General features: G+C 64.7%; 1 protein-coding gene. It reads right to left on the reverse strand.

The genetic code is table 11. From position 1 onward, the window contains the following. Positions 1-408 precede the first annotated feature (408 nt). Complete coding sequence (locus ACIBG0_RS16275) at positions 409-24909, reverse strand: non-ribosomal peptide synthase/polyketide synthase (RefSeq protein WP_397033160.1); 24501 nt, start codon at positions 24907-24909, stop codon at positions 409-411. Between the last annotated feature and the right edge of the window lie 1698 nt (positions 24910-26607).

Genomic DNA, 26607 nt, shown 5'->3' on the forward strand with positions numbered 1-26607 from the left:
GGCCGCGCCGACGCGGCATACCCACATGCGTTGACGCCCATCGATGTTGCGATCTCTCAACACGCCTACAGGTTTAGCGTTTGGCATCGGCATAGCAAACGACTGTCGAGGAACCTCGCTGGCTGGCTAGCGACTACCGCCTGTCATGATCCGGACTCGAGTTTCTACTCGTTGACGCCGCGGGATTGACATCAGCTGACCGACTTCGCCGACGTACTCGACTACCTCCAACGAGAAGCCAGCCGGTCCCCCCGAATACCGAACAGTGATCCAACTGCAGGGCGAACCCGGCCAGCTGTAGCGATGGCGTCCTTCGGCGATCACGGGTGATCTTCTTGATTCAGATGATCGCTCTATCCGCGACAAACACCGAACCGGATCTACTTCACGGCACCGGTTGGACGGTGATCAGCATTCGTTCATGAACCTTTCCAGGATCGGCCCTATGACGGCCATAGCATGCGGGTGGCTGAGCTCGAGGTGGCGTGCGTCGACGACCTTGTTGTGAAGGTTGCCTGTCACGTACGGGTGCCATCCCTGCACGAGAGCGTCGTGGTCCATACGGTCTTTGCCTGCGGTGAAAAAGACCAAGTCTCCTTCGAAAACTTCTGGCCGGTGATCGGCCGCGATTTTGCTCGCTGTCTCGAAACTCTCCATCACTCGATCCGTCTGTTCGGCGGTGAACAGCCCAGTGCCGACCACCTGGTCACGGATGACTGCCCACGCTTGGTCATGGCTGTCCACCTTCACCGCGTCACCAAGGTCGAACAGCTCCCGCCAACCGCCGAGCAGGTCCGCCATTAGCTGTCCCGGAGCAGGCTCGTCCACGGTGGTGATCGTCGAGGCGGCCGACAGACCCGCTGGGTCGACGGAGGTATCCAGCATGGCCAGCGTTCCGACGAGTTCACCACCGCGTTGGAGCTTTACCGCCATCGCATGCGCGATCTGCCCGCCCAACGACCAGCCGAGCAGGTGGTACGGTCCGCTCGGCTGTACTCGGCGAATCTCGGCCACATACCGCTCGGCCAATTCATTCACAGAGTCCGCGCGTGGTTCGCCCGCCACGACGTGCGGATCCTGCAAGCCGTATACCGGTCGATCCTTGTCCAAATGTTCCACCGCGCCGCCGTAGAACCACGCCAATCCCCCGGCGGGGTGCACACCGAATACGGCAGGCTTCGAGCCGCTGGCACGCAGCGGAAGCAGTACCTCCAGACCGGAGCCGCCCTCTTCCTCATCGACCTTGCGCGCCAGGGCCTTCGGTGTCGCATCATCGAACATCCATGGCAATGCGATCGTCACACCGCGAGCACGCAGTTCGGTGACCACCATCGTGGCCAGCAGCGAATTGCCGCCCAGGTCGAAGAACCCATCCGATATCCCGACCCGCTGGACGCGCAACACCTGCGCGTAAACGTCGCTGATCACTTTCTCGGTGTGGGTCCGCGGGGCGACGAACTCGTCCACCGATACATCGAAATCGGGAGCAGGCAATGCGTTTCGATCGAGTTTGCCGTTGACTGTCAACGGCAGATCGGGCAATACCACCACTGTCGAGGGCACCATGTAGCTTGTCAACATCTGGGCGGCGACCTCCCGGACCTGGCCCGGATCGATCTGTTGGCCGTAGATGCCCACGACGTAACCGATCAACTGATCGACGCCCGCGCCGTGGCGGTGCACCGCCACGGCGGCCCGCGTCACGTGCGGATGCCGGAGCAGCGCCGACTCCACCTCACCCAACTCGATGCGGTAACCACGCAACTGCACCTGCGCATCGGCCCGGCCCGCGTAGTTCAACTCGAGCCGGGTGGCGGTCCTGCGCCACTGGCCCACATCGCCGGTCCGATATAACCGGCCACCATGCGGATCGAAGGGATTGGCCACGAATCGTCCCGCCGTCAAAACCGGGGCCCCCAGGTAGCCTCGCGATAATTGCTCACCGGCGACATAGATCTCCCCGGCGACGCCGATCGGCACCGGGCGCAGCCGGTCGTCGAGCACGTATACGCGCAACCCCGGAAGCGGCGATCCGATCCCGGCCACGTCGGTCCCACCGATCTCGGTGAACGTGACATGTACCGTCGTCTCGGTAATCCCGTACATGTTGATCAGTCGCGGTGATCCCGGCTCGTGCGCTGCAAACCATCCGGTCAGCCGGGACGCATCCAGTGCCTCGCCGCCGAATACGACGTAACGCAAAGTGAGTTCGCCAGCACTACAACCGGATTCGCGATACTCACGCTCTGCCGCAGCGAACCCGTAGAACGCCGACGGGGTCTGACTCAACACTGTCACGCGCTCTCGGACCACGAGATCCACGAACGCCTCCGGTGATCTGGATGTGGGGTAGTCGACAACGACCAGCTGGCCACCGGACAGCAGTGCTCCCCACATTTCCCATACCGCGAAATCGAAGGCGTACGAATGGAACATCGTCCACACGTCGTCCGGGCCGAAGTCGAAGCGTTCGGCCGTGTTGGCGAACAACGTGACCACTTCGCGGTGGCTGACCGTCACTCCCTTGGGTCGGCCGGTCGATCCTGAGGTGTAGATCACATAGGCCACGTTGTCCAGTCGCAGGTTCGGCGACATCGGATCGCAGCCGTCCGCTGTCGCGTCCGCACTATCCTCGATGAGCACCACCGGCGCGGCGTACTGCGGCACCGCCGATGCCATCTCGACCGATGTCAACACCGCGGCCGGACGTGCGTCGTCGAGCATGAACTGCAATCGGTCCGGCGGATACGCAACATCCAGTGGCAGATACCCAGCGCCCGCTCGCACCACCGCGATCAGGCCCACGACCAACTCGATCGAGCGCGGCAACGCCACGGCCACCAGTGATTCCGGCCCGACTCCCTGCTCGATCAGCCGAGCCGCGACGTGGGTGGCCTGCCGATCCAGCTCCGCATAGGTCAACTGTGACGCACCGTCGGATACCGCGACCGCCTCCGGCTGGGCCAGGACTCGGGCAGCGAACAGATCCACGAGCGTCGCGTCGGCGACCACGACGCCGTCTTCCCCTGCCGAGTCGAGCAATTCGCGGCGCTGCTTCGCATCGACGATCTCGATATCGCCGACTGCACCCGCCGGATTGGCGGTCACCTCCTCCAGAATTTGTATGTATGCGTGTGTGACCCTAGTCATCGTCTCTTCGACGAACAGATCGGTAGCGAAGGTGAGCCGACCCGCCACGCCATCCGGACGGCCTCGATCATCGAACTGCTCGACCAGCTTCATGCTCAGATCCGCCTGTGCCTGCTCGAAGCCGTTTTCCAGCGGCTCGATGCGCAGGCCCGGCAGCTCCAACGCGGCCTTGCTCAGGTTCTGGACGTCGAGGGTCACCTGATACAGCGGAAGATGCGCAGTCGACCGGGGCGGATTCATGGCTTCCACGACTTGTTCGAAGGGAACTTCCGCATGCGCGAACGCCGCCAGGTCCGTGTCACGGGTCGCGGCGAGCAATTCGGCGAACGGCTGGCTGGTCCGCACCCGTGACCGCAATACCAGCGTGTTGACGAACATACCGATCAGATCATCGAGCTCACGCTCGCCACGGCCAGCCACTGGGGTGCCGATCGCGACGTCGTCGACGCCGGCCAGCTTGGACAGCAGGACGGTCAGCGCGGCGTGCAGGACCATGAAGACTGTGGCGTTCGCGGCGCGCGCGACAGCAACGATCCGTTCGTGCAGATGCGTGGGAAGCTCGAAATCGACGGCGCGGCCGCGCATGGACGCTACCGGTGGCCGGGGCAGGTCGGTCGGCAGTTCCAGCAGCTCGGGCAACCCGTTGAGGGTGTCTTTCCAAAATCGCAACTGCCGGGACATGACCGAGTCCGGATCATCCGGCGAGCCGAGCACTTCCCGCTGCCACAGCGCGTAATCGGCGTACTGGACCGGAAGGGCCGGCCACATCGGTTCTGTCCCTTGCCTACTCGCCTCGTATGCCAGTGCCACATCCCGCGCGAGCGGCATCATCGACTGGCCGTCGGCGCAGATGTGGTGCACACAGATGACCAGAACATGGTCCCGGTCATCGACCGCGAACAATTCGATACGCAACGGGGGTGCCTGTCGCACATCGAAACCCGTCGAGACTACGGCGATCGCTCGTTCCAGCAAACGTTTTTCGTCGACCCGGACGGGAGTCGGTACGGATGCGATCTCATCGATGGCGACCGCAACCTGATACGGCTGGCCGTTGACCATCGGGAACTTGGTCCGCAGCGACTCGTGCCGGTCGATGACCAGTTCACACGCGTGCCGCAGCGCATCTATGTCCAGTTCGCCCCGCAACCGGATCACCAGCGGGATGTTGTACGCACCGACCGTGGCGTCGAACTGATTGAGGAACCACATCCGCTGCTGCGCCGGTGACAGCGGCACGAGCGGAGGCCGCAGTCGGGGCGTCAGCGGCATTCGGGAGTTGCGGTCGAAAGTATCGAGGCGGGAGGCGAGTTCGGCGACCACGGGGGCCTCGAACAGGTCGCGGACCCCGATATGCACTCCCAGCGCCGTGCTCAATTGCGCAGTCACCCGTGTCGCCGACAGCGAATCGCCACCGAGATCGAAGAAACTGTCCGTCGCCCCTACGCTGTCGACGCCCAACACGCTTGCGAACACGTGGACGATGCGCCGCTCTGCGTCAGTGCGTGGCGCGACCCATTTCCGACCGGCCGCGAATTCCGGGCTGGGAAGCGCCAAGCGGTCGAGCTTGCCGGACGTCGTGCGTGGAATCTCGGCGAGCACCATGAACACGTCGGGCACCATGTGGGCGGGCAGTCGCAACCGCGCGGTGGCCCGAACCTCGTCCGGATCGACATCCTCGCCGACGACAAGGTAACCGACGAGACGATCTATGCCGCGCTGGTCCTTCCGCAACAGCACGACCGCGTGTTCGACCCTGGGATGTTCGGCCAGAACAGCTTCGACCTCACCGAGTTCGATGCGCTGACCGCGGATCTTCACTTGGAAATCGCGCCGTCCGAGGTATTCCAGCGTGTGCTGCGGTGTCCAGCGGACCAGGTCGCCGGTGCGGTACATGCGCGAACCGGCCGCACCGAATGGATTCGCCACGAATGCACCGGCTGTAGCCGGGGCCCGGTTCACATATCCGCGCGCCAGCTGCACACCCGCGAGGTACAACTCTCCTACGACCCCGACCGGCACCGGCCGCAACCACGCATCCAACACGACAGCCTCGACACCACGGATCGGTCCGCCGATGGTCACCGCACCACCCGGGAGCAGCGCAGCACTGATACCAGCCAGAATCGTGGCTTCGGTCGGACCGTACCCGTTCAACAGGGTCCGGCCCGGCGCCCACGTCGCGACCGTTTCCGGTGTCACCGCCTCTCCACCGGCCATCAGTACCCGCAGCGAATCCATACCGGTCGGCGACATCGTCGCCAGCACGCTAGGCGTAATGAAAGTATGCGAAATCCGCTGTGCGCGAATCAGTTCGGCCAATTCGTCGCCCCCGAAGACCGTTGGCGGCGGCACCACGAGCATGGCACCGGCGGTGTGGGCGAGCAGCATATCGAGGACCATCGCATCGAAGCCTGGAGCAGCGGCCTGCAGCACTCGCGAACCAGTGTCCACACCGAACCGGTCCCGCTGCACGGCTGCGAAATTCGCTAGCCCCTCGTGGGTGACGGCGACGCCCTTCGGCGTTCCGGTCGAGCCGGAGGTGTAGATCACGTAGGCCACATCTCGGACGTGCGGCGTACGCATGCGCTCACTGTCGGTCACGGCGGCCGCCGATCGCAGGGCGATCGACTTCGCGGTGTCCGCGTCATCGAGGACGATCGGGCGCACCGTGTCCGGCAGCAGCTCCCGCATTGCCTCGATCGTGACCGCGACCTGCACCTCGGCATCTGCCACCATGTGCGCGACGCGCTCGACTGGATTCCGGGAATCGACGGGCACGAACGCCGCGCCCGCTTTCGTCACTGCCCACAGGCCGACCACGAATTCCACCGACCGCGGCATCATCAGCGCGACCTGATCCCCTGGGCCGACGCCCCATGCGATCAACTGCCGCGCCATTTGGTTGGACCAGGCATCCAATTCCGCGTAGGAGACGGTACGGCCGCCGAAAACAACCGCCGCCGCATCGGGGTCGACCGCCATGCCCGCGGACAGCAGCTCCGCCATGACGCACGGTGCCACTGCGCTGCCACCGGAACCAGGCACAAGCTCGCGCCGCTCGTCCGCGGACAACAGATCGATCGCACCGAGTCGCTTGGTCGGATCGGTCGTCACCGCACGCAGCACAGTTTCGAGACGGGCCGCGAGGCCAGCTGCTGTCACCTTGTCGATGCGGGCCCGCTGGTAGCGGAGTCGAACGTGCAACTCGTCGGTGTGGTGTGCTTGCACGGTGATCGGGTAGTGCGCGGCGTCGCGGCCATCCGCCGCGACCACGCGCATACCGTCGATGTCGGCTTCGCCCAGGCCACTGCTGTCGACCGGGTACGACTCGAACACGACCAGAGTGTCGAACAGTTGGCTGTTGCCCGTGGCCGCCATGATCTGTGACAGTTCGAGGTAGTGGTGGTCGAGCAGACGGGTGTTATTCGCTTGCAGTAGGCGCAGCGCGTCCTCGATCGGAAGATCCTGCCGCACATCGGCGGTGACCGGGATCGTATTGATGAACAGACCGATCGTCGACTCGACGCCCGGCAGTTCGGCCGGGCGGCCGGATACTGTGCCGCCGAAGGCCACCCGTTCGACACCGAGCAGATTGCCCAGCACCACGGCCCAGGCGAACTGCACGATTGTCGCCATCGTCACAGCTCGTTCTCGCGCGAAGTTCACCAACTCTGCCGTCGCGGCACGATCGAGAACGATCGGCAGATCGATCGGGGTGTCCGCGGTCGTCGCCGTGTGTGGATCCGCAATCAATGTGGGCTCGCTGATGTCCCGCAGCGCGTCCCGCCACACCTCGATGCTGGTGGCGCGATCGCGCAGGCTCAGCCATTCCAGGTAATCGCGGTACGAGGTCGCCGGGGGAAGCAGCTCCGACTGTGCGCCCACGGCATACAAACTGATCAATTCACGCCACAGCAGCGGCAACGACCAGCCGTCGAGCAGAAGATGGTGCGCGGTCAACACCAGCCGGAACTCGTGCGGCCCGACGGCAACAAGCAGGAACCGCAGCAGCGGCGGGTCGGCGGGATCGAACACGATCGCCCGCTCGGCTTCGATCAGCTCATCCAATTCCCTTGTGTTGCCACAGTGATCGACGTTGAGCCAGCGCACCGTGGTGGTAGCCGGAATAATCTGCACGGGTACACCATCGGCGGTTCGCGTGAATGCGGCCCGCAGGTTGGGATGCCGCCCAAGCAAGGCTTTCGCGGCACGCTCGAGCCGATTTCCGTCGACCGCACCGGTAAGAGTGAGTACCGATTGCGCCGTGTAGACGTCGAGTTGGCCCGCCGCGAATTCGGCGTGGAACAGCAAACCTTCCTGCAGCGGCGCCAGCGACCATACCTCGCTCAGCCGACCGTACCGGTCGGCGAACATATCCAGATCGCGCTGCGTGAGGTCGACCAGCGCAACATCTGCGCGCGACATTCCCCATTCGTCGTCTGCATACGCGATGCTGGCGATCTCGGTCACGGCGTCGACCCATCCGTCGACGAGTTCGGCCACGTCGTCGTGTTCGAGTAACCGCGAGGCGTAGGCGACATGTGCCGACAACTCAGGTCCGACCTCGGTGTCCACGATGTTCACATCGAACGTGACAACCGCTGCGGCAGGCATATCCGGATCGAAGGCGGCCCGCCTATCGAACTGCTCATCGGTCGGAACCCACGCGAGATCCGAAAGCGATGCGAGGTCGACCCCGGCGCGGCCGAGGTTGTTGAAACTGATCTGCGGTTGCGACACCGAAGCGAGCTGGTCGGCCGTGTCGGTGTTCAGATAGCGCAGCAGGCCATAACCCACGCCCTTGTCAGGGATCTCGCGCAGCTGGTCTTTGACGGCTTTCACTGCCGCGCGCAGGTCCGTGTAATCGATTCCGGTCAGGTCGAGAGCGACCGGGTATGCATTGGTGAACCAGCCCACGGTGCGTGAGATATCCGCGCCCGCGGTGATCTGCTCTTCGCGGCCGTGTCCTTCCAAGAGGACTTTCATGCCCGGGTGCGTGATGCCGCGGTGACGGCGCCAATCAGTCAGCGCCACGGCCAGACCGGCCAGCAGAGCATCATCGACGCTGCCGCGCACGGCTCGCGGCACCGTGTCCAGCAACGCCGAGGTCACTGCGGTCGGGATGGACACCGTCAGATGCCGCACTGTCGCCTGGGTGTCCACGGCGGGATCCAATTCCGCACTCCCGAGTAGCGGATCGGCCGCCGCACTCATCCGCTGCCACAGCTCGAACTCACCGCGGCGGGTGGCCGCGGCGGCGCTCAAGGCGTGTGCCCACCGCCGCATGGATGTGCCCTGTGTCGGCAACTCGACCGCGCGTCCCTGGCTGATCTGCTGCCAGGCGGTGACGAAGTCGGGCAGCAGGATCCGCCACGACACCCCGTCGACAGCCAGGTGATGAATCACGATAAGGGCGCGGGCATCGGCTTCGACGCCCGATTCGGGAAGCAGGCACACGACCTGCAGCATCCGGCCCTCGGCGGGATCGAGTCGGTCGGACGCCTCGGCCAGCGCCGCTTCCACCACAGCGGTGAAACCGTCGCTGCCCGGGGTCTCGTGCACCCGGAGGGTTCGGACGAACACCGAGCCAGCGGCATCGGCGGCGCCTACGGGAAGCACCTCCATGCATCGTTCGCGCAGCCGCGAGCGCAGCATGTCGTGCTGTTCGAGCACCGCCTGCACGGTCGCGGTAACGTCACCGACTCGTGCGTCCCTCGGCAAGCGCACCAGCATCGACTGCGCGAACCGATCGGCTGGCCCGAGCCGCTCGACAAACCACGACACGATCGGCGTGAAGGGAATCTCGCCCACGCCACCGCCAGGCAGTTCCGTCAGAGTCACCCGTTCCGCGGCCTGGGCCACCTGTGCGAGCCCCCGAACGGACTTGCGCTCGAAAATATCGCGAGCCGTCACGATGACACCCGCTGTCTTCAGCCGCGATGCCAACTGAATCGACATGATGGAATCACCGCCGAGCGCGAAGAACGAGGTCGTCGCGCCCACCGACGCGATGCCGAGCACGTCCGCGAAGGCGGCGGCAATAGTGCGTTCCAGTTCGGTCGCCGCGGCGACGGCATCGTCGTCATCGATCTCGAAAACGGGGTCCGGCAGCGCTTTTCGGTCCACCTTGCCGGTCGAGGCGAGCGGCATGTGGTCGAGCACGGTGATCGTCGACGGCACCATGTAGGCAGGCAATACCGCGGCGAGGTGTTCGAGCACGGCGCTCGGCTCGACGACAGACGCGGGTTCGGCCACGATGTATGCGACGAGCACCGGTTGCCCACCGGATCCCTTATGGCTCACCGTGACAGCAGCAGCCACCTTCGGATGCGAAAGCAGTGCGGCGTCGATCTCGCCGAGTTCGATGCGCTGGCCACGGATCTTGACCTGGAAGTCGATGCGGCCGATGTATTCCAGCGCACCCTTCGCCGTCCAGCGCACGATGTCGCCGGTGCGATACATCCGTGACCCCGGCTCACCGTGGGGATTGGCCACGAACGCACCTGCTGTCGCGGCAGGGCGATTCAGGTAGCCCTGCGCCAATGCGGCACCGGAAAGGTACAGCTCCCCGGTCACCCCAACCGGCACCGGACGCAGCCGCGAGTCCAACACCACAGCCTCGACACCACGGATCGGACCGCCAATGTTGATCACATCGGACGGCTGTACCGGATCGCTGATCGTGGTGACGATCGTCGTCTCCGTCGGGCCGTAGATGTTGTGCAGTTGCCGCCCCGGCGCCCACACCTCGATCAGGTCCGCCGAGACCATCTCGCCGCCGACCGCCAGCACCCGCACCGACGCGAAGTCCGCAGGTGCCATCGTCGCCAGCACGCTGGGTGTCAGGAACGCGTGCGTCACTCGCTGCGCGCGGATCAGTGCGGCCAAATCCGGGCCGCCGAACACCTCCTGCGGCGACACGACCAGGCAAGCGCCGGCCGCACACGCCATCAACGCTTCGAGCAGCACCGCGTCGAAGGCGGGCGCCGCCACTTGCAGTACACGCGAGGTGGCGTCCACGCGATAACGCACCCGCTCCTCTGCCGCGAATCCGGCCAATCCGGCATGCGTCACCACGACACCCTTCGGTGTCCCGGTCGAACCAGACGTGTAGATCACGTACGCCGCGTCCCGAATCTGCAATGCGCGCGGGCGATCTGCATCCATGACGGCCTGGCTCGATTGCGCGGCGATCTCGGCGACCGAATCCGGGTCGTCGAGCACCACCCATCCGACATCTCCCGGAAGCGAGGTGTGCGCGGCCGCGACTGTGATCCCCACAGTGACACCGGAATCGTTCACCATGTGCGCAATCCGCTCCACGGGATACCGCAGATCCACGGGGACGAACGTGGCACCGGCCTTCGCTATCGCCCACATGGCGACGTGGTAGTCGACCGACCTCGGCACGGCCAGCGCCGTGAACACCCCTGGTCCGACCCCTCGGGCGAGTAAGTGCGCGGCGAGCTGGTTTGACCGGCGATCGAGCTCGAGGTAAGTGAGGGTCTCGGTCTCCCCGATCAGAGCGATCGCCGCCGGATCCGTTGCCACGGCCTCGGCCAGCAGTTCAGGCAGCAGGCACGGCGACGTGGTCTCACCGCCACGTGCCGGGACCAACCGTTCGGCCTCCACGACACCGAGCAAATCGATGTCGCCTACCACGCGCTCCGGATCGGCGGCGACCGTTTCGAGGACACGGACGAACCTCTCGGCGAACGATTCCGCGCTCGATGCGACGAAAAGGTCCGTCGCGTAGGTGATTTCGCCGTCGATGCCAGCAGGCCGCTCGCCATCGACGCGTTCGGTCACCAGCACGGTGAGATCGGTTTTGGCCTGCGCCAAGCCGGGGTCGAGCAATTCGACATCGATACCGGGCAGCTCGAACCGGGCAGCGCGCATGTTCTGCAACCCGAACATCACCTGATACAGCGGCGTATACGCCGTCGACCGGGAACGGTCCAGGACATCGACCAGTCGTTCGTAGGGCACATCGGCGTGGGCGAGGGCCTCGAGGTCCACGTCGCGCACCTGGGCCAGAAGTTCCCGGAACGACAGGTTCTCGCGGATACGCGTGCGCAACACCACGGTGTTGACGAACATGCCGACCAGATCCTCCAGCGCCTGGTTGCCTCGACCCGCGACCGGGGTGCCGACCGTAACGTCCTCGCTGTGCGTGGTGCGCGCCAACAGGATCGCCAACGCCGTGTGCAGCACGACGAACACGGTGACGCCCTCACGGTGTGCCAGCCGCACGATGTCATCGTGCAGCCGCGCCGACATCGCGAACCGAACGATGCCACCGGCCATCGACATGGTGGCGGGCCGTGTCCGATCGGTCGGCAGGTCGAGCAGTTCCGGGGCGTCACCGAGAACCTCGGTCCAGTGGGCGATCTGCCGCGCGATCAGCGACGCCGGATCGTCCTCGGTGCCGAGCATCTCGCGCTGCCACATCGCGTAATCGGCGTACTGGACTTCCAGTGGTTCCCACTGCGGCGCTTCGCCATTCACACGCGCTTGGTAGGCGGCGAAGACATCACGGGCCAGCGGTGCCATAGAAGAGCCGTCGGCGGCGATGTGATGGACCACGACCACGACCACATGCTCGTCGGCACCGGTGCGATACAGCCGCGCCCGCACAGGCACCGATTCCGCGACATCGAAACCTGTCCCGACGGCCTGCTGAATCCGATCGGCCAACTCCGCCTCATCGGCGACCGGCTCCGGAGCCAATACCAGACCCCTGCCCACAACCGCAACGTCCTGCACGACCTGGCACGGTTCACCGTCGACGGCGGGATACAGTGTGCGCAGCGGCTCGTGCCGGGATATCACATCGAGTAATGCCGCCCGCAATGCATCGACACTCAGCCCGCCGGTCAACCGGGCCGCGAAACAGATGTTGTATGCCGCCGAAGCGGTGTCGAACTGGTTGAGGAACCACATCCGCCGTTGTGCCGCCGCCAACGGGACCGCCGCCGGACGTGGCCGGGCTGCCAGCGGAACCACCGTGGAACCGGTTCGCTCGCTGAGGCATTGGGCCAACCCGGCGATCGTCGGCTCGTCGAAGACATCGCGGATGCCGACATCGATGCCGAGCGCCGCGGCGGCTCGCGCCGCGATGCGGGCGGCGGTAAGCGAGTTGACCCCGATCTCGAAAACGTTCGCCGTCACGCTCACTCGGTCGATATCCGTGAGCTCGGCGACGATTTCGGCAAGGGCCGCTTCGTATTCGGTGCGAGGCGACACGAATTCCTCGCCGCCGTCGAACACCGGCTGCGGCAAGCCAGCTCGATCGAGCTTGCCGTTCGGTGTCAGCGGCATCGCATCGAGCACCTGTACAGCGGCCGGAACCAGGTACGAAGGAAGTGAGCGGTTGAGCTGGTCGCGAATCGCGCGCCCATCGGTCACCGCACCGGATACGAGCGTCACGTATCCGACGATGTGTTCGGCCGTGGCGACAGCGACGGCGCGTGCGACATCCGGCAGCGCGGACAGCGCCGCTTCGATATCGCCCGGTTCCACCCGCTGACCGCGGACCTTGACCTGGAAATCACTGCGGCCCAGGTACTCCAGCTCACCAGCTTTCGTCCACCTGACGAGGTCACCGGTGCGATAGAGCCGCTTACCTGCAGCACCGAACGGGTTCGCCACGAATGCACCGCAGGTGAGGTCGGCGCGAGCGTGATAACCACGCGCCAGCTGGACACCCGAGATGTACAGGTCGCCGATCACACCCACCGGCACCGGCCGCAACCGCGAGTCCAACACGTAGACCCGCATGCCCGATACCGGCGTACCGATCGGAACCATCGCACGGGTCGTCACACCCGGCAAGCAGCGTGCAGCCGTGACGACTTCCGCCTCGGCCGGGCCGTACCAGTTCACCACCTCGGCATTCGTGAACACGCGCGCCGTGGCGTCGACGGTGCGCTGCGCGAGCGCCTCACCGGCAACGAGTACTCGCCGGATCGATGGCAGCTCCGTGACAGCGGTGGTTTCGAGGAGAACGTCGAGCATCGAGGGTACGAAGTGCACGGTAGTGACCCGGTGCCGCGCGATGACACCGGCAAGGTACGCCGGGTCGCGGTGCCCGTCGTGCTCGGCGACCATGATCTGCGCACCGGTCTGTAACGGCCAGAACAACTCCCATACCGCGATGTCGAACGTGATCGGTGTCTTGTACAGGACCATGTCGGAGGCGTTGTGCGGCCACTGCTGCTGTGCCCATGCCAACTGGCTCACGGTCGCGGCATGGGTCAGCGCGACGCCCTTGGGAACACCAGTGGAGCCGGAGGTGAACAGGACGTAGGCCGCATTGGCTGGCCGCAGCGGCGCGCGGCGCTCCGAATCGGTGATCGGGGCATCGCGAAGACCGGCCACGTCCAATCGATCGATCCGCGCGGTCGCGAATCCATCCGGAAGTTCCTCGCCGTCCGCCGAAGTGGTGAGCACCATCAGCGGCCGCGCCGCGTTCAGCACATCAGCGATTCGCGCGCTTGGATGATCCGGATCTATCGGAAGGAACGCAGCACCCGCTTTCACCACCGCATACAGCGCCGTGATTTGCTCAATCGATCGCCGGATACACACCGCCACAACACTTTCCGGGCCGGCACCGCGCGCGATGAGCCATCGGGCGACACGGTTGACGCGGGTGTCGAAATCACGGTAGGTCAACACGGCGCCGTCGGGGACGCGAATAGCCGGAGCGTCCGGGGTACGAGTGACCTGCTGGTCGAAGGCGTCAACCAGGGTCCGGCCTGTCGCGGCGGGAGCCACGGTGTCGTTCCATCGCTCCAACACCAGGTGCCGCTCGGCGGCATCGAGCAGCTCTATCGCGCCGACCGCCGCCTCGGCATCGGTCGCGGCAGCGTCGAGTACCCGCACGAATTGTTCGGCGAAACGCCGTACGGAGTCCGCGTCGAAAAGGTCCGTGGCATAGGTCAGGCGCAGCGTCATGCCGGTCGGCTCGTTGTGGGCGCCGTGCCCCTCGGTCATCATCAGCAGCAGGTCATAGATCGCGGCACTGTCGCCCGGATCCACGTTCTCGACTGTGAGTCCCGGAAGTTCGACACGCGCTTGCACCATATTCTGGTAGGCGAGCATGACCTGAAACAACGGAGTGTGGGCCGTCGACCGCGCGGGATTGACTGCCTCGACCAACTGCTCGAATGGGACGGTGGCATGGTCGAATGCCTCGATGTCTGTGCGCCGCACCTGGTTCAGCAGGCTCGAGAACGATTGATCCACCGTGACCCTGGTGCGCATTACCAAGGTGTTGACGAACATCCCGACAAGGTTGTCGAGTGATCGGTGACCGCGGCCCGCATATGGCACACCGATGGCGATGTCGTCGCTGCCCGAAAGCCTCGACAGCAACACCGCCAGCGCCGTGTGCACGACGATGAACGTCGTCGCCTCGGCTCGCCGCGCCAGCGCCTCCAATCGGCCCTGCAGCTCACCGGGGATCGTGACGTGCTCGACCGCACCACGCTGTGTCTGCACAATCGGCCGCGGCCGATCGGTCGGCAATTCGATCACATCGGGGATGCCCGCGAGTTGAGTCCGCCAATAGCCGATGGCGCGGGCCACATACGAGTCCGGGTCGTCCGCCGAGCCGAGCACCTCCCGCTGCCATAGGGCGTAATCGGCGAACTGTACGACCAGCGGAGCCCAGTCCGGCGGGTTACCACTGGACCGCGCACGATAGGCCGTCACGATATCGGCGGCCAGCGGCGCTACCGAAAAGCCGTCGCAACTGATGTGGTGGATGGCCAACGCAACCACCCACGACTGGTCCGACAACTGATACAACGCAATACGCAGCGGCGCGCCCCTCGACACGTCGAATCCGGCACCCGAGAACTCGGCCAACCGGTCCGACAGCGCGCGCTCACCGACCGGCTGCGGCGTGAGATCCCAGGTCCCGACAACGTCGGCCGCATCGAGCACAACCTGCGTTGGCGTGCCATCAACAGCCGGATACACCGTGCGCAGGCTCTCATGCCGCTCGATCACATCACCGACGGCCGCCGTGAGGGCCTCTATGTCGAGCACACCGTCGAGTCGGATCGCCAGCGGCACAACGTATCCGGGTGAATCCGGATCGAACTGGTTGAGGAACCACATCCTTGCCTGTGCCTGCGACAGCGGAACATGGTCCGGACGCGGCTTCGGAGTCGGCTCCGGCAGGTTCGGCACCTCACGCAGCCGCGAGATATGTTCGGCAAGGTCGGCAACGGCGGGCACCTCGAATATCACCCGCACCGGTACGGCCACGCCGACGACATCGCCTATCCGGCTCAGCGCGCGCGTCGCGATGAGCGAATTTCCGCCCAGGTCGAAGAAGTTGTCGTCCGCGCCGATCTCCGGGCGATCGAGCAGTTCGGCGAAGATCCCGGCGACCGTGTGCTCGACGAATCCCTGCGGCGCGCGATACCCGGCTTCCTGGTTTCTCGGATCCGGCACCGGCAACGCTCGGTAGTCGACTTTGCCGTTGGCCGTGAGCGGGATCGCGTCGATCCGGATCAGCGAGGTCGGCACCATATACGCTGGCAGCCGTTCGAGCAGAAAGCTGCGGACCCGCTTGATATCCAACGCCTCTGTGGCCACCACGTAGGCCACCAAGCGCTGCTCGCCGCGATCGGTGCGCAGCTGCGCGACGGTCGCGTTCACCTGCTCGTGGGCGATCAGCGCGGCTTCGATGTCACCGAGTTCGATCCGCAGACCGCGCATTTTGACCTGGGTGTCGGCGCGGCCGACATAGCGCAGGCTGCCATCCGGGTCCCAGCGGACCAGGTCGCCGGTGCGGTACAGCCGAGAACCACTCGCACCGGAGCAGGGGTCGGCGACGAACGTCGCTGCCGTGAGATCAGGACGTTCGTGGTAACCGCGAGCCAGCTGGACCCCACCCAGGTAGAGCTCACCGGTAACCCCGACAGGAACTGGACGCAACCGCGAATCCAAAACGCGCACAACCACATTCGCCTCGGGAATGCCGATCGGCACTGCGACGCCGTCAAGCGCATCGATGTGGTGGTAGGTGACGCTGACCGCGGCCTCCGTGGGCCCATACAGGTTGTCGATGCGCGCCGAGCTCAGTTCCCGGAAGCGGCGAACGGTATCGGCCGGCAGCGCCTCGCCGATGCACAATACCTGCCGCAGGTCGGGGAACTCGTGCCCGGCGGCCTGCTCGATGAATGCGGAGAGCAATGAGGGCACGAAATCCACGGTCGTGACGCGATACTCGGCCATCAGTCGGGCCACGGCGGCCGGGTCGCCGTGTGCGTCGGGATCCGCGACAACCAACGACGCGCCGCAGGTCAATGCGGAAAACAGCTCCCAGACCGACAGGTCGAAGGTGAACGGCGTGCGCAACAGCATGACATCGTCGCCGCCGAGCCCATACTGATCCCGCAGCCACCGCAGTTGATTCACCACCGCGGCATGCGTTACCGCCACGCCCTTCGGCACGCCTGTCGAACCCGAGGTGTAAATGACATAGGCCAGATCGTCCGGGCGCAAAACACGGGTCCGGTCGGCGTCTGTGACCTTCGACGTATCCATGTGCTCGGTACCGAACTGCTCTAACGTCCACACCGGCACGTCATCGGGCAAATTCGCCTCGTCGACCTGCCGAGTGAGAACAACACTCGGCATCGCGTCGGTGAGGACCACGAGCACCCGGTCGACTGGGTGATCCGGATCCAGAGGCAGATAGGCCGCGCCCGCCGCATGGATCGCGTACAGCGTGGTCAGCAGATCAACGGAGCGACGCATCGCGACGGCAACAGTGGTTCCCGGGCCGACGCCCCGTCCGATCAGCGCGCGTGCCAGCGAATTCACCCTCGCCGCGAATTGTTGGTAACTGAGTCGGCCGCCTCCCTCTGCATCAACCACCGCAGTGCTTTCCGGGGTCGCCGTGGCCTGCATGGTGAACAGGTGCGCGATCGTCGCGGACGACGGAGGCGTCGTCTCACCGGTCGACCGCGCGGTCAGCTCGCGCACCTCTTTCGCGGTCAGTAGATCGATATCACCGACAACGCGGGCGGGATCGGCGACGATTGCCTGCAGCAGGTGCAGGTAACGGTCGAAGATCGAGGAGATCGTCGCCTCATCGAACAGGTCTGTCGCATAACCGAATTCGACTGCCATATCGCCCGATTCGCCGTCCGGCCCCAATGCGTCGACGAGATTCAGATGCAGGTCGTACTTGGCTACGCTCGGATCAACCATCCGGGCCGAAACCGTCAGGCCCTCGAACCCCACCGTCGGGATCTCGATGTTCTGGAACGAGAATCCGACTTGAGTCAACGGCGCATGTGCTGTCGTGCGCGGCGGATTCAGCACCTCGACGAGCCGCTCGAACGGGATGTCGGAGTTCTCGAAGGCGGCCAGATCAGTGCTCCGGACCTGATCGAGTAGCTGTAGGAAGGACGCGGCAGGCTCGATCCGTGTCCGCAATACCAGCGTATTGACGAACATTCCGACCAGAGCATCGAGTCCGGGCTCGCCGCGGCCGGCGATCGGTGTGCCGACCGCGATGTCACCGGTTCCCGACAGCCGCGCCAGCAGTGCGGCGTAAGCCGCGTGCATCACCATGAAGACCGTCGCATCGTGGCGGCGGGCCAGCGCGATTACCTCACGATGCAGATCTGCGGGCACCGTCATCGACACCGTCGCACCACGGAACGACTGTTTCGCCGGACGCGCGCGATCGGTGGGCAGGTCGAGTACCTCGGGCAAATCGGCGAGAGCCGCGCGCCAGTACTCGATTTGGGCGACAGTCTGGCTGTTCGGGTCGCTCTCGGTGCCGAACAATTTTCGTTGCCACAGAGCGTAATCCGCGTATTGCACAGGTAACGGCGCCCACTGCGGTACCTGTTGCCGGACGCGGGCTTTATATGCGGTCATCAGATCTGCGGCAAGCGGCGCGAGCGATGACCCGTCGAAGCTGATGTGATGGATGACAAGCACCAGGGTGTGGTCGTCGGGGGCGCTGCGCAGCAAGGTGGTCCGAAACGGAACCTCGGCTGTGACATCGAACCCGGCGCTCACCTCCGCGGCAATGTGCGCCTCGACCTCGCTCGCCGCGACCGACAATGGCGCCAGTCGGGACATTGCCGTCTCCACCGAGACGACCACCTGGTGCGGTCCGGTGTCGCTGTCCGGGTAGACGGTTCGCAGGGATTCATGCCGGTCGAGCACATCCGCGATCGCCGCGTGCATCGCGGCCACGTCGAGATCTCCCGACATGTGGACGACCATCGGAATGTTGTACAGCGCAGAGCTGGTGTCGAACTGATTGAGGAACCACATGCGCGCCTGCGCGGGCGACAGCGGGATTCGGGCCGGACGCTCCTGCGGCGCAAGGGGTTCGCGCCCCGTCGCATCGCTGGTCGGAAGATTCTCCGCCAAGGCGGCGATGGTCGGCGCATCGAAGATCGCGCGCAACGAAACATCGACACCGAACGCGGCGCTCAGTTGTGCCGCTACCCGAGTAGCCGACAACGAGTTTCCGCCCAGATCGAAGAAACTGTCGAAGACGCCCACGCGCTCGATCCCCAGCACCGCGGCACACACGTCGGCGACGATCTGCTCGGCAGCATCGCGAGGTGCGACGAACTCGATTGTGGTGGCGGCGAATATAGGCTCGGGCAATGCCGCACGGTCGATCTTGCCCATCGACGACAGCGGCAGCGTGTCCAGCACCATCACCACATCCGGGACCATGTGCGACGGCAGGCGTTGGGCAGCGTAGCCCAGCAACTCCGCTGTATCGACGGTGTCGATCGGCACGACGTAGGCGGCCAGTCTCGACCCGCCGTCGGTCGCGACACCCACCGTCACCGCTACCACCACGTCGGGGTGCGCGGCGAGGACGGCCTCGATTTCGCCGAGCTCGATGCGCTGGCCACGGACCTTGACCTGGAAGTCGGTGCGACCGAGGTATTCCAGAGTTTCCTCTGGTGTCCAGCGGACCAGGTCGCCGGTCCGGTACATGCGGCTACCAGAGGGACCGTACGGATTGGCCACGAAGGTGGTGGCCGTAGCGACCGGCCGGTTGAGATATCCTCGGGCCAGCTGCGCTCCGGATACATAGAGCTGCCCCGTCACGCCGACCGGCACCGGCTGCAGGTCGGCATCCAGTACCACGGCCTCGACACCACGGATCGGGCCACCGATGGTGACACGGTCTCCGACACCCAACGGGTCGCTGATAGCGACCATGATCGTGGTTTCGGTCGGCCCGTACCCATTGAACAACTGCCGACCGGGTGCCCATACCGCGACTGTCTGCGCCGACACTGCCTCCCCACCGGCCACCAGCACCCGTAGCGAATCCAAACCGGCCGGCGACATCGTCGCCAGCACGCTCGGAGTCACGAATGCGTGAGACACCCGCTGCGCCCGAATCAATTCCGCCAAGTCTTGCCCTGCGAAGACTTCCGGCGGCGACACCACCAACGCCGCGCCGTTCGCATGAGCCATGAGTAACTCCAGAACAACCGCGTCGAAACCCGGTGCCGCCAATTGCAACACCCGCGAGGAACTGTCGACCCGGTAGCGCTCCCGCTGCTCGGCTGCGAAATTCGCCAATCCCTGGTGGGTGATTGCGACACCTTTCGGCGTCCCAGTCGAACCCGAGGTGTACAGCACGTACGCCGTGTCCGAGATGTGGCAGGGTCGTGGCCGGTCCGCATCGGTCACCGCCGCCGAGGACTGCGACGCGATGCAGACTGTGGTGTCTGGATCGTCGAGCACCAACCGCCGGACCGAATCCGGAAGCAGGTCCTGCGCTTCCTCGACGGTGATCGCCACGCGGACATCGGCATCGGCCACCATGAGTGCGACCCGCTCGGCCGGATTTCGCGGATCCACCGGCACGAACGCCGCGCCCGCCTTGGTCACCGCCCATATCCCCACCACGAACTCCACCGATCGCGCCATCGCCAACGCGACCTGATCACCTGGGCCTATCCCCCACTCGATCAATTGCCGTGCAAGACGGTTCGACCAAGCATCCAGCTCTCCGTACGACACCGTGCGCTCACCCAAAACCACCGCCGCCGCGCCCGGGTCCGGTACCGACAACACCTCCGCCAACACTCGCGGTGCCTCGGCTTGGCCACCCGACGCGGGCAGCAGCCCTGCTCGCTCGCCCGTCGACAGCAAATTCACACCACCCAACCGGGCCTGCGGAGTGGACACGACCGCATCAAGTACCCGATTCAGCCGCGCGGCCAGCTCCTCGACCGTCGCCCGATCGAACAGATCCGTGGCGTAATTGATCCGCAGTGCGACATCGCCTCCCGCGGCGGTGTTTTCGGCGACGGTGACGATGATGTCCACCTTCGCCGGTTGCGGCCCAGGATCCAGGACCTCGACTGCGAGGTCGGATAACTCCAGACGCGGGCGGTCCATGTTCTCGAACGCGAGGTATACCTGACACAGCGGGGCATGCGCGGTCGACCGCATGGGATCGATTTCATCCACTACGCGTTCGTAGGGCAGGTCGCTATTGGCAAAGGCATCGACATCGATCTCTTTGACCCGCGCCAGAAATGCGGTGAACGATTCGCCGGAACGCACCTGGGTGCGCAGCGGCACCGTGTTCACGAACATGCCGATGAGCGGTTCCAACGCCCGCTCGCCGCGGCCCGCGACGGGCGTCCCGATGGTGATGTCCTGCGAGCCCGAGAGCCGGGCCAGCACAACCGACAATGCGGCATGGACGACCATGAAAGTAGTGACGTTGGCTGTTCGAGCCAATCGCTCGATCCCCGCAAAGGTTTCGGCCGGTATCACGGAGTCGGCGACGCCGCCGCGCATGGACTGGTGAGCAGGGCGCGGGCGGTCGGTGGGCAGCTCCAGCATCGGCGGCATCCCCGCCAACTGCGCTGCCCAGAAACGCAACTGGCGTGCCGCCAAAGAGTCCGGATCGTTCTCGTCACCGAGCAAGCGGCGGTGCCAGATGCTGTAGTCGGCATATTGCACCGTCAGGGGCTGCCAGTCCGGCGTCTTTCCTTCCGACCTCGCTTCATAGGCCGTCACGACATCGGCCGCGAGCGGTCGAAGCGACGATCCATCGCAGCAGATATGGTGCAAGACGATGACCAGCACATGCCGATGGCGGTCCGCGGACGCGAGGAGCGTGACCCGGATCGGCGGACTCGTGCGCACGTCCCACCCGGTCGACGCCAGGTCACCGAGCCGATGCGCGATGTCGGCGGAGTCGATCGGTTCCGCCGACAGATCGAGACCCGCGACAACGTGCGCGGTCGGCAGAACGAACTGTGTCCCTTCTCCGTTCACGACTGGATAGACGGTGCGCAGGGATTCGTGCCGATCGATCACATCCGTCAGGGCCGCGTACAGCGCAGCGACGTCGAGACGGCCGGTCAGCTGAACCACCAGCGGAATGTTGTAGGCCGCCGAGGCGGGGTCGACCTGATTGATCAGCCACATTCGGTTCTGCGCCGGCGACAACGGAATCGGCTCGACGCGTGGCTGCGCACGCAACGCGAGCCGGCCGGGGCGGTGCTCGGCGTCGACGTGCGCGGCGAGTTCGATGACGGTCGGTTTGCCGAACAGATCCCGGACCGACACATCGGATCGTGTCCGCTCTGCGATCCGGACAGCGGCGCTGGTCGCGGTGAGCGAATTGCCACCCAGTTCGAAGAAACTGTCCCGCGCGCCTACCCGCTCCAAGCCCAGCACCTCGGCGAAGACATCCGCGATCGTCTCCTCCATAACGGTGCTCGGCGCGACGTACGCTGCGGCCGAATCGAAGACCGGCTCGGGCAGCGCCCGATGATCGACCTTGCCGTTGACGGTCAGCGGCAACTCGGACAACTCCACCACGGCGACGGGGACCATGTATTCCGGCAGCGTCGCCGCGACATGCGCACGCAGGGTCTCAGCCCCACCGGCAATATCGCCGGCGAGCACGACATAGGCGACGAGCCGAGCCGCTTCCGTGCCGGGCAGATGCACAACGACGACCGACGCTGAGACTGCGCTGTGAGTCAGCAGTGCGTTACGGACCTCGTCGAGCTCGATGCGGAACCCACGCAGCTGCACTTGCTGATCGCCACGGCCACGGTATTCCAGCTCACCCTTGTGATTCCATCGTGCGATATCGCCGCTGCGATAGAGTCGCTCGCCCGGCTCGCCGAACGGGTTGGCCACGAAACGTCCGGCAGTAAGTGAAGGCCGGTTGAGATAACCCCGAGCGAGTTGCGTTCCGGCGACGTAGATCTCGCCCCAGGCTCCCAGCAGCGCCGGGCGCAGTCGTTCGTCCAGTACATATGTGCGCAGTCCCGGCAGCGCCGGGCCGATCGTACTCGGCGCCCCCGGCATCGCGATCTGCGGTGTCAGGCCGAGGTAGGTGACGAAGACCGTGGTTTCGGTGATGCCGTAGCTGTTGGCCAGCACAGGAAGCTTCGGGTTGTGCCCGTACCAGTCCGCTAGCCCCGCCGGGTCGAGACGTTCGCCCGAGAGAATGACCAGCCGCACCGAAAGCTCACCGTCGGGCTCACCGGCGTCCGCGTAACGCTGCCGCGCCACGGCGAATTGGTGGAACGCGGATGGCGTCTGGTTGAAGATGGTCACCTTCTCGAGCGCCACCAAGCGCACGACATCGTCCGGTGAGCGTGTGGTGAGACTGTCCACGACGACCACGCGGCCACCACTGACCAATGCGCCGAAGATCTCCCACACCGAGTAGTCGAACGCAAACGAATGGAACAGTGTCCATACATCTTCAGTCCGGACGCCGATCTCAGCGCACGCGTTCGCCAGGTACGTCGCGACGGCGCGATGGGCGATCGCCACGCCTTTGGGCCGACCTGTCGATCCGGAGGTATAGATGACGTATGCGACGTTGTCGGGGCACAGTGGGCTCGGCCGATCGGCGTCCGTGATCGGTGCCGCTGACTCGTCGCCGACCGCGCCGTCGAACAGCACCACCCGTCCGGGATTGCTCGGCACGTATTCGCGCATACTGCGAGTCGTCACGACGGCGATCGGATCGGCGTCGTTCAGCACATATTCGAGCCGGTCGGCCGGATGCGCGACGTCCAACGGCAAGTACCCCGCGCCCGACTTCAGGACGGCGAGCGCAACGACGATGAGATCGGCGTCCCGCGGCATGGCGATGGCTACCAGTGATTCCGGCCCTGCCCCGAGAGCGATGAGCGTGCGGGCGAATCGGTTGGATCGCTCCTCCAGCTCGCGATAGGTCAGGGCGGTCTCACCCGAAGTGACGGCCACTGCCGATGGTGTGGCGGCAACCTGTCGCGTCAGCAAATCTACGAGCGTCGCTGTGCCCGTCGCGCCGTCACGCCCGGCGAGCTGCCCAAGAATGCGCGCCTCTTCGGCAGGGTCTACAAGGGGGATCTCGACCAGCGGAGTCGCGATGGGCGAATCCATCAATCGCTGCAGGAAAGCGATGAACCGACCTGCGTGCGCATCGAGTTCATCCCTGCTGTACAAATTCGCATTCCCGTGCAGTTCGATCAGCAGCGGAGCCTCGGCTCCGGAACGGTACAGGTTCAGCTGCAGATCGTCGAGCGCACCCGACGTCAGTGCTCGATAGCGGCCGAGGGCCGACCCGAGGCGAATCTCCGAGTCGAAAAAGAGGATGTTGACAATCGGACCGAACGAGTTCGCCGACGCGTCCAACGCATTCGAATCGCGACGCAGATCTTCGAACCTATAAAGCTGATGCCGCATCGCAGAGACGAGCTCAGATACGGACGCGTGGATTATTTGCTCCACAGTGGTCGTCGCGTCCAAAGTGAACCGAATCGGCACCATGTTCGCCAACATCGCGGCAGCATTGCGCAGGCGTTTCGTCACACGAGCGCTTACTGGCATCGACAACACCACATCGTCGGTACCGGTCATCCGGGCGAGGAACGCAGCGAAGGCTGCGATGATTACTTGCGCGGGCGATGCGTGCAGGTTGTCGCAGAAACGGTCGAGTATGTCGGCCAATCGCGACGGAAGCTGCAGGCTCGCAACATTATCGACCTTGCTCCACCGGGCTGTGCGGCCGGACAGACTTGTCGGCGTCGGCAGATCTGCAACCTTGTCGAGCCAGTATGCCTTGTCGGTGTCGAACCGCGAGCTAGCTCGATAGGCGCGCTCCGCCTCAATGATGTCGCGCAATCCGGCCGCCTTCAGCGGTACAAGCGTCCGGCCCTCGAGCAAGGCATTGTAGTGCTCGGCTATCCGGGTCACGACGTTGAACGCGGCGTAGCCATCAACGACGAGGTGATGGGCACGCGCGTACCACAGGTACCGATCTTCAGCGAGCTGGATCAGCCGCATTGCGGTGAGCCGGTCACGGCTCAAATCAACAGCCCTGGTGTTGTAATCGCGCCGCATCCATTCCATTGCCGCTGCGAACGGATCGTCCTCACCGCTGAAGTCGAGCACGGACTCGTCGAAAGTGATGCTGCGGTCGACGAATTGATATGGGACGCCGTTCAATTCAACCACCCGAACACCAAGCGACTCGGTTTCGTGAGCGGCGTCATTCACCGCCTTGGTGAATGCGTCGTCGTCGATAGGGCCCTCGATCTCGATGTAGTGTGCGATGTTCACCGCCGGCCCGCCAGAGAGGTTGTCCGCAAGCCACATGCCGTACTGCGCCCTCGATAACGGAATCAGATCCAGCTGAGGATCAGCAGTTTCGGCTGACTTCAGATCCAGCTCACTGCCGGCAGTTTCGGCTGACTTCAGATCCATCTAAACCTCTCACTCAGGCTCGGAGGCACTGGAACACGGCAGACCACACCCCTACCCGTGCCCGAAATTTCCTGTATCTGCACTTCATCTAGGTCGAAGCAGCGCCCATATCTCTGCTCGAGCGCGCCGGTCAGCACAGCCTGCGGCTCACCTTGTCCGCGCCCGGAATCAACTCGGGCGCCGACGTTCTAGTGCGACGGAACCCCAAAACTCCCATTTGTCGACGTCTCCCAGCATCTCGAAATCTGAAAAGTCGGACACTTCGAACATCTGGCAAAGCAACACAGACTCACATGCAACAGCTATCTGACAGCTTCCTCGAGCAGTCTAGCGACTTCATAGCCATGAGCTATGGCGGAGGTGGTGTTTCGGGCCCGGTTTGCTGGATGACATCCCCGAGGAGGTCCCTCACCAGCCATATGCCAACACCAGCCAGTATTGCTAGATACGTTGATGCTCAGTAGAATTCGATCCAGCGCGCATGACACATCGAGCAGGGCCATTACGGTCCCGGGCACGCTCAGCTCTGAGCCGGAAGCGGCGACGCGTGAACTTCTCTTTGAGGCAAGGGCCACACTGTACGAACCATCATTGCGCTGTGGGCACACTATAAGCTAATTGCATGTCGCGCAAGCGGTTGCATCCGGTGACGGGTGTGCGGAGGGGTGTCTGGCTCAATGATCGGAGTGTCGTTGTCACCAGCCACGGTGATGGGTTCTGGCGCAAACAGTGTGATCAACTCGGCCGCAGTTGTTCTCCGGCATGGGTGCATGGGCGCATGAGCAGAATCCGCTTCCGCAAGTCCAGCTTCGCCCTGCCGAAGCACTGGCGCTCGAGGTGCTTTCATTAATTGACGGTGCCGTCAGTTGGATGGTTGCTCCACGGCAGCATCAATCCGACCGTCACGGCCGCGAAGTCGTGTTCGAGGCCGGTGACGAACAAGTGTAGTACTGGGGCATCGGCACGGACTTCTGCGATCCACTCGGGAGTTGCTCGCCGCGCAGGCCGCGCATCATGACCGCGAACGAGGCCGATCTCGCGGCACGTCGCCTCGAGTTCTGAGGCAGCACGCCAAAATCCTGTGAGCTGTTGTGTTTCGGCGTCTGGTAGGGTGCCGGGATCTCGGTCGTGATCGAGCCGGTCGCCGCGCGGATCTTCGGTTTCGGTGGTGTGGATTCGACTGCCGGAATGTCCAGCATCGCGGCGATGATCACACCGGAGGGCGGGACCGTTTCGTAGCCGCGGTGGTTTCCTCGGTCGCGAATCGCGCGGACCCGATGGCCTGCCGCCCGCCGGACACGTGCCGATCACGACCGCATCGGTCCGCGCGTGCTGCCGGCACCCGAAATACTTCCACAACCAACGGATTTCGTTCGGCGAGCCGATCGGCAACCGGTCAGTGCGGCTCGGGGACGTTCCGACGACAGGCCCTGAAGTCGGAGACGGCGACGCGATGATAGGCATCATGCTTGCCTCCTCGTTGCTGCGTTCGATCGTTGCTCCGCATCCAGGGACACCGACTCCTGCCGAAAGCTCCGGCTCATTCATTAACACTCCTGGACCGGTTGCCGGGCAACGCATCTACTGATCCGCTTTCGTCCGGTTTCGCACAAATGTTGCCAAGCACCCGGACCACCTATCCGCCTCCGACACCCGTGTTCACTGCTTCGCAACCGACCGCGCTTCCATCGTCGCGCC

This window comes from Nocardia sp. NPDC050630, assembly GCF_044457245.1.
Lineage (GTDB): Bacteria > Actinomycetota > Actinomycetes > Mycobacteriales > Mycobacteriaceae > Nocardia.

Bases quoted from the DNA above. Each gene is read 5' to 3' on its own strand.
- ACIBG0_RS16275 (WP_397033160.1), bottom strand. From the start codon at position 24,909: ATGGATCTGAAGTCAGCCGAAACTGCCGGCAGTGAGCTGGATCTGAAG.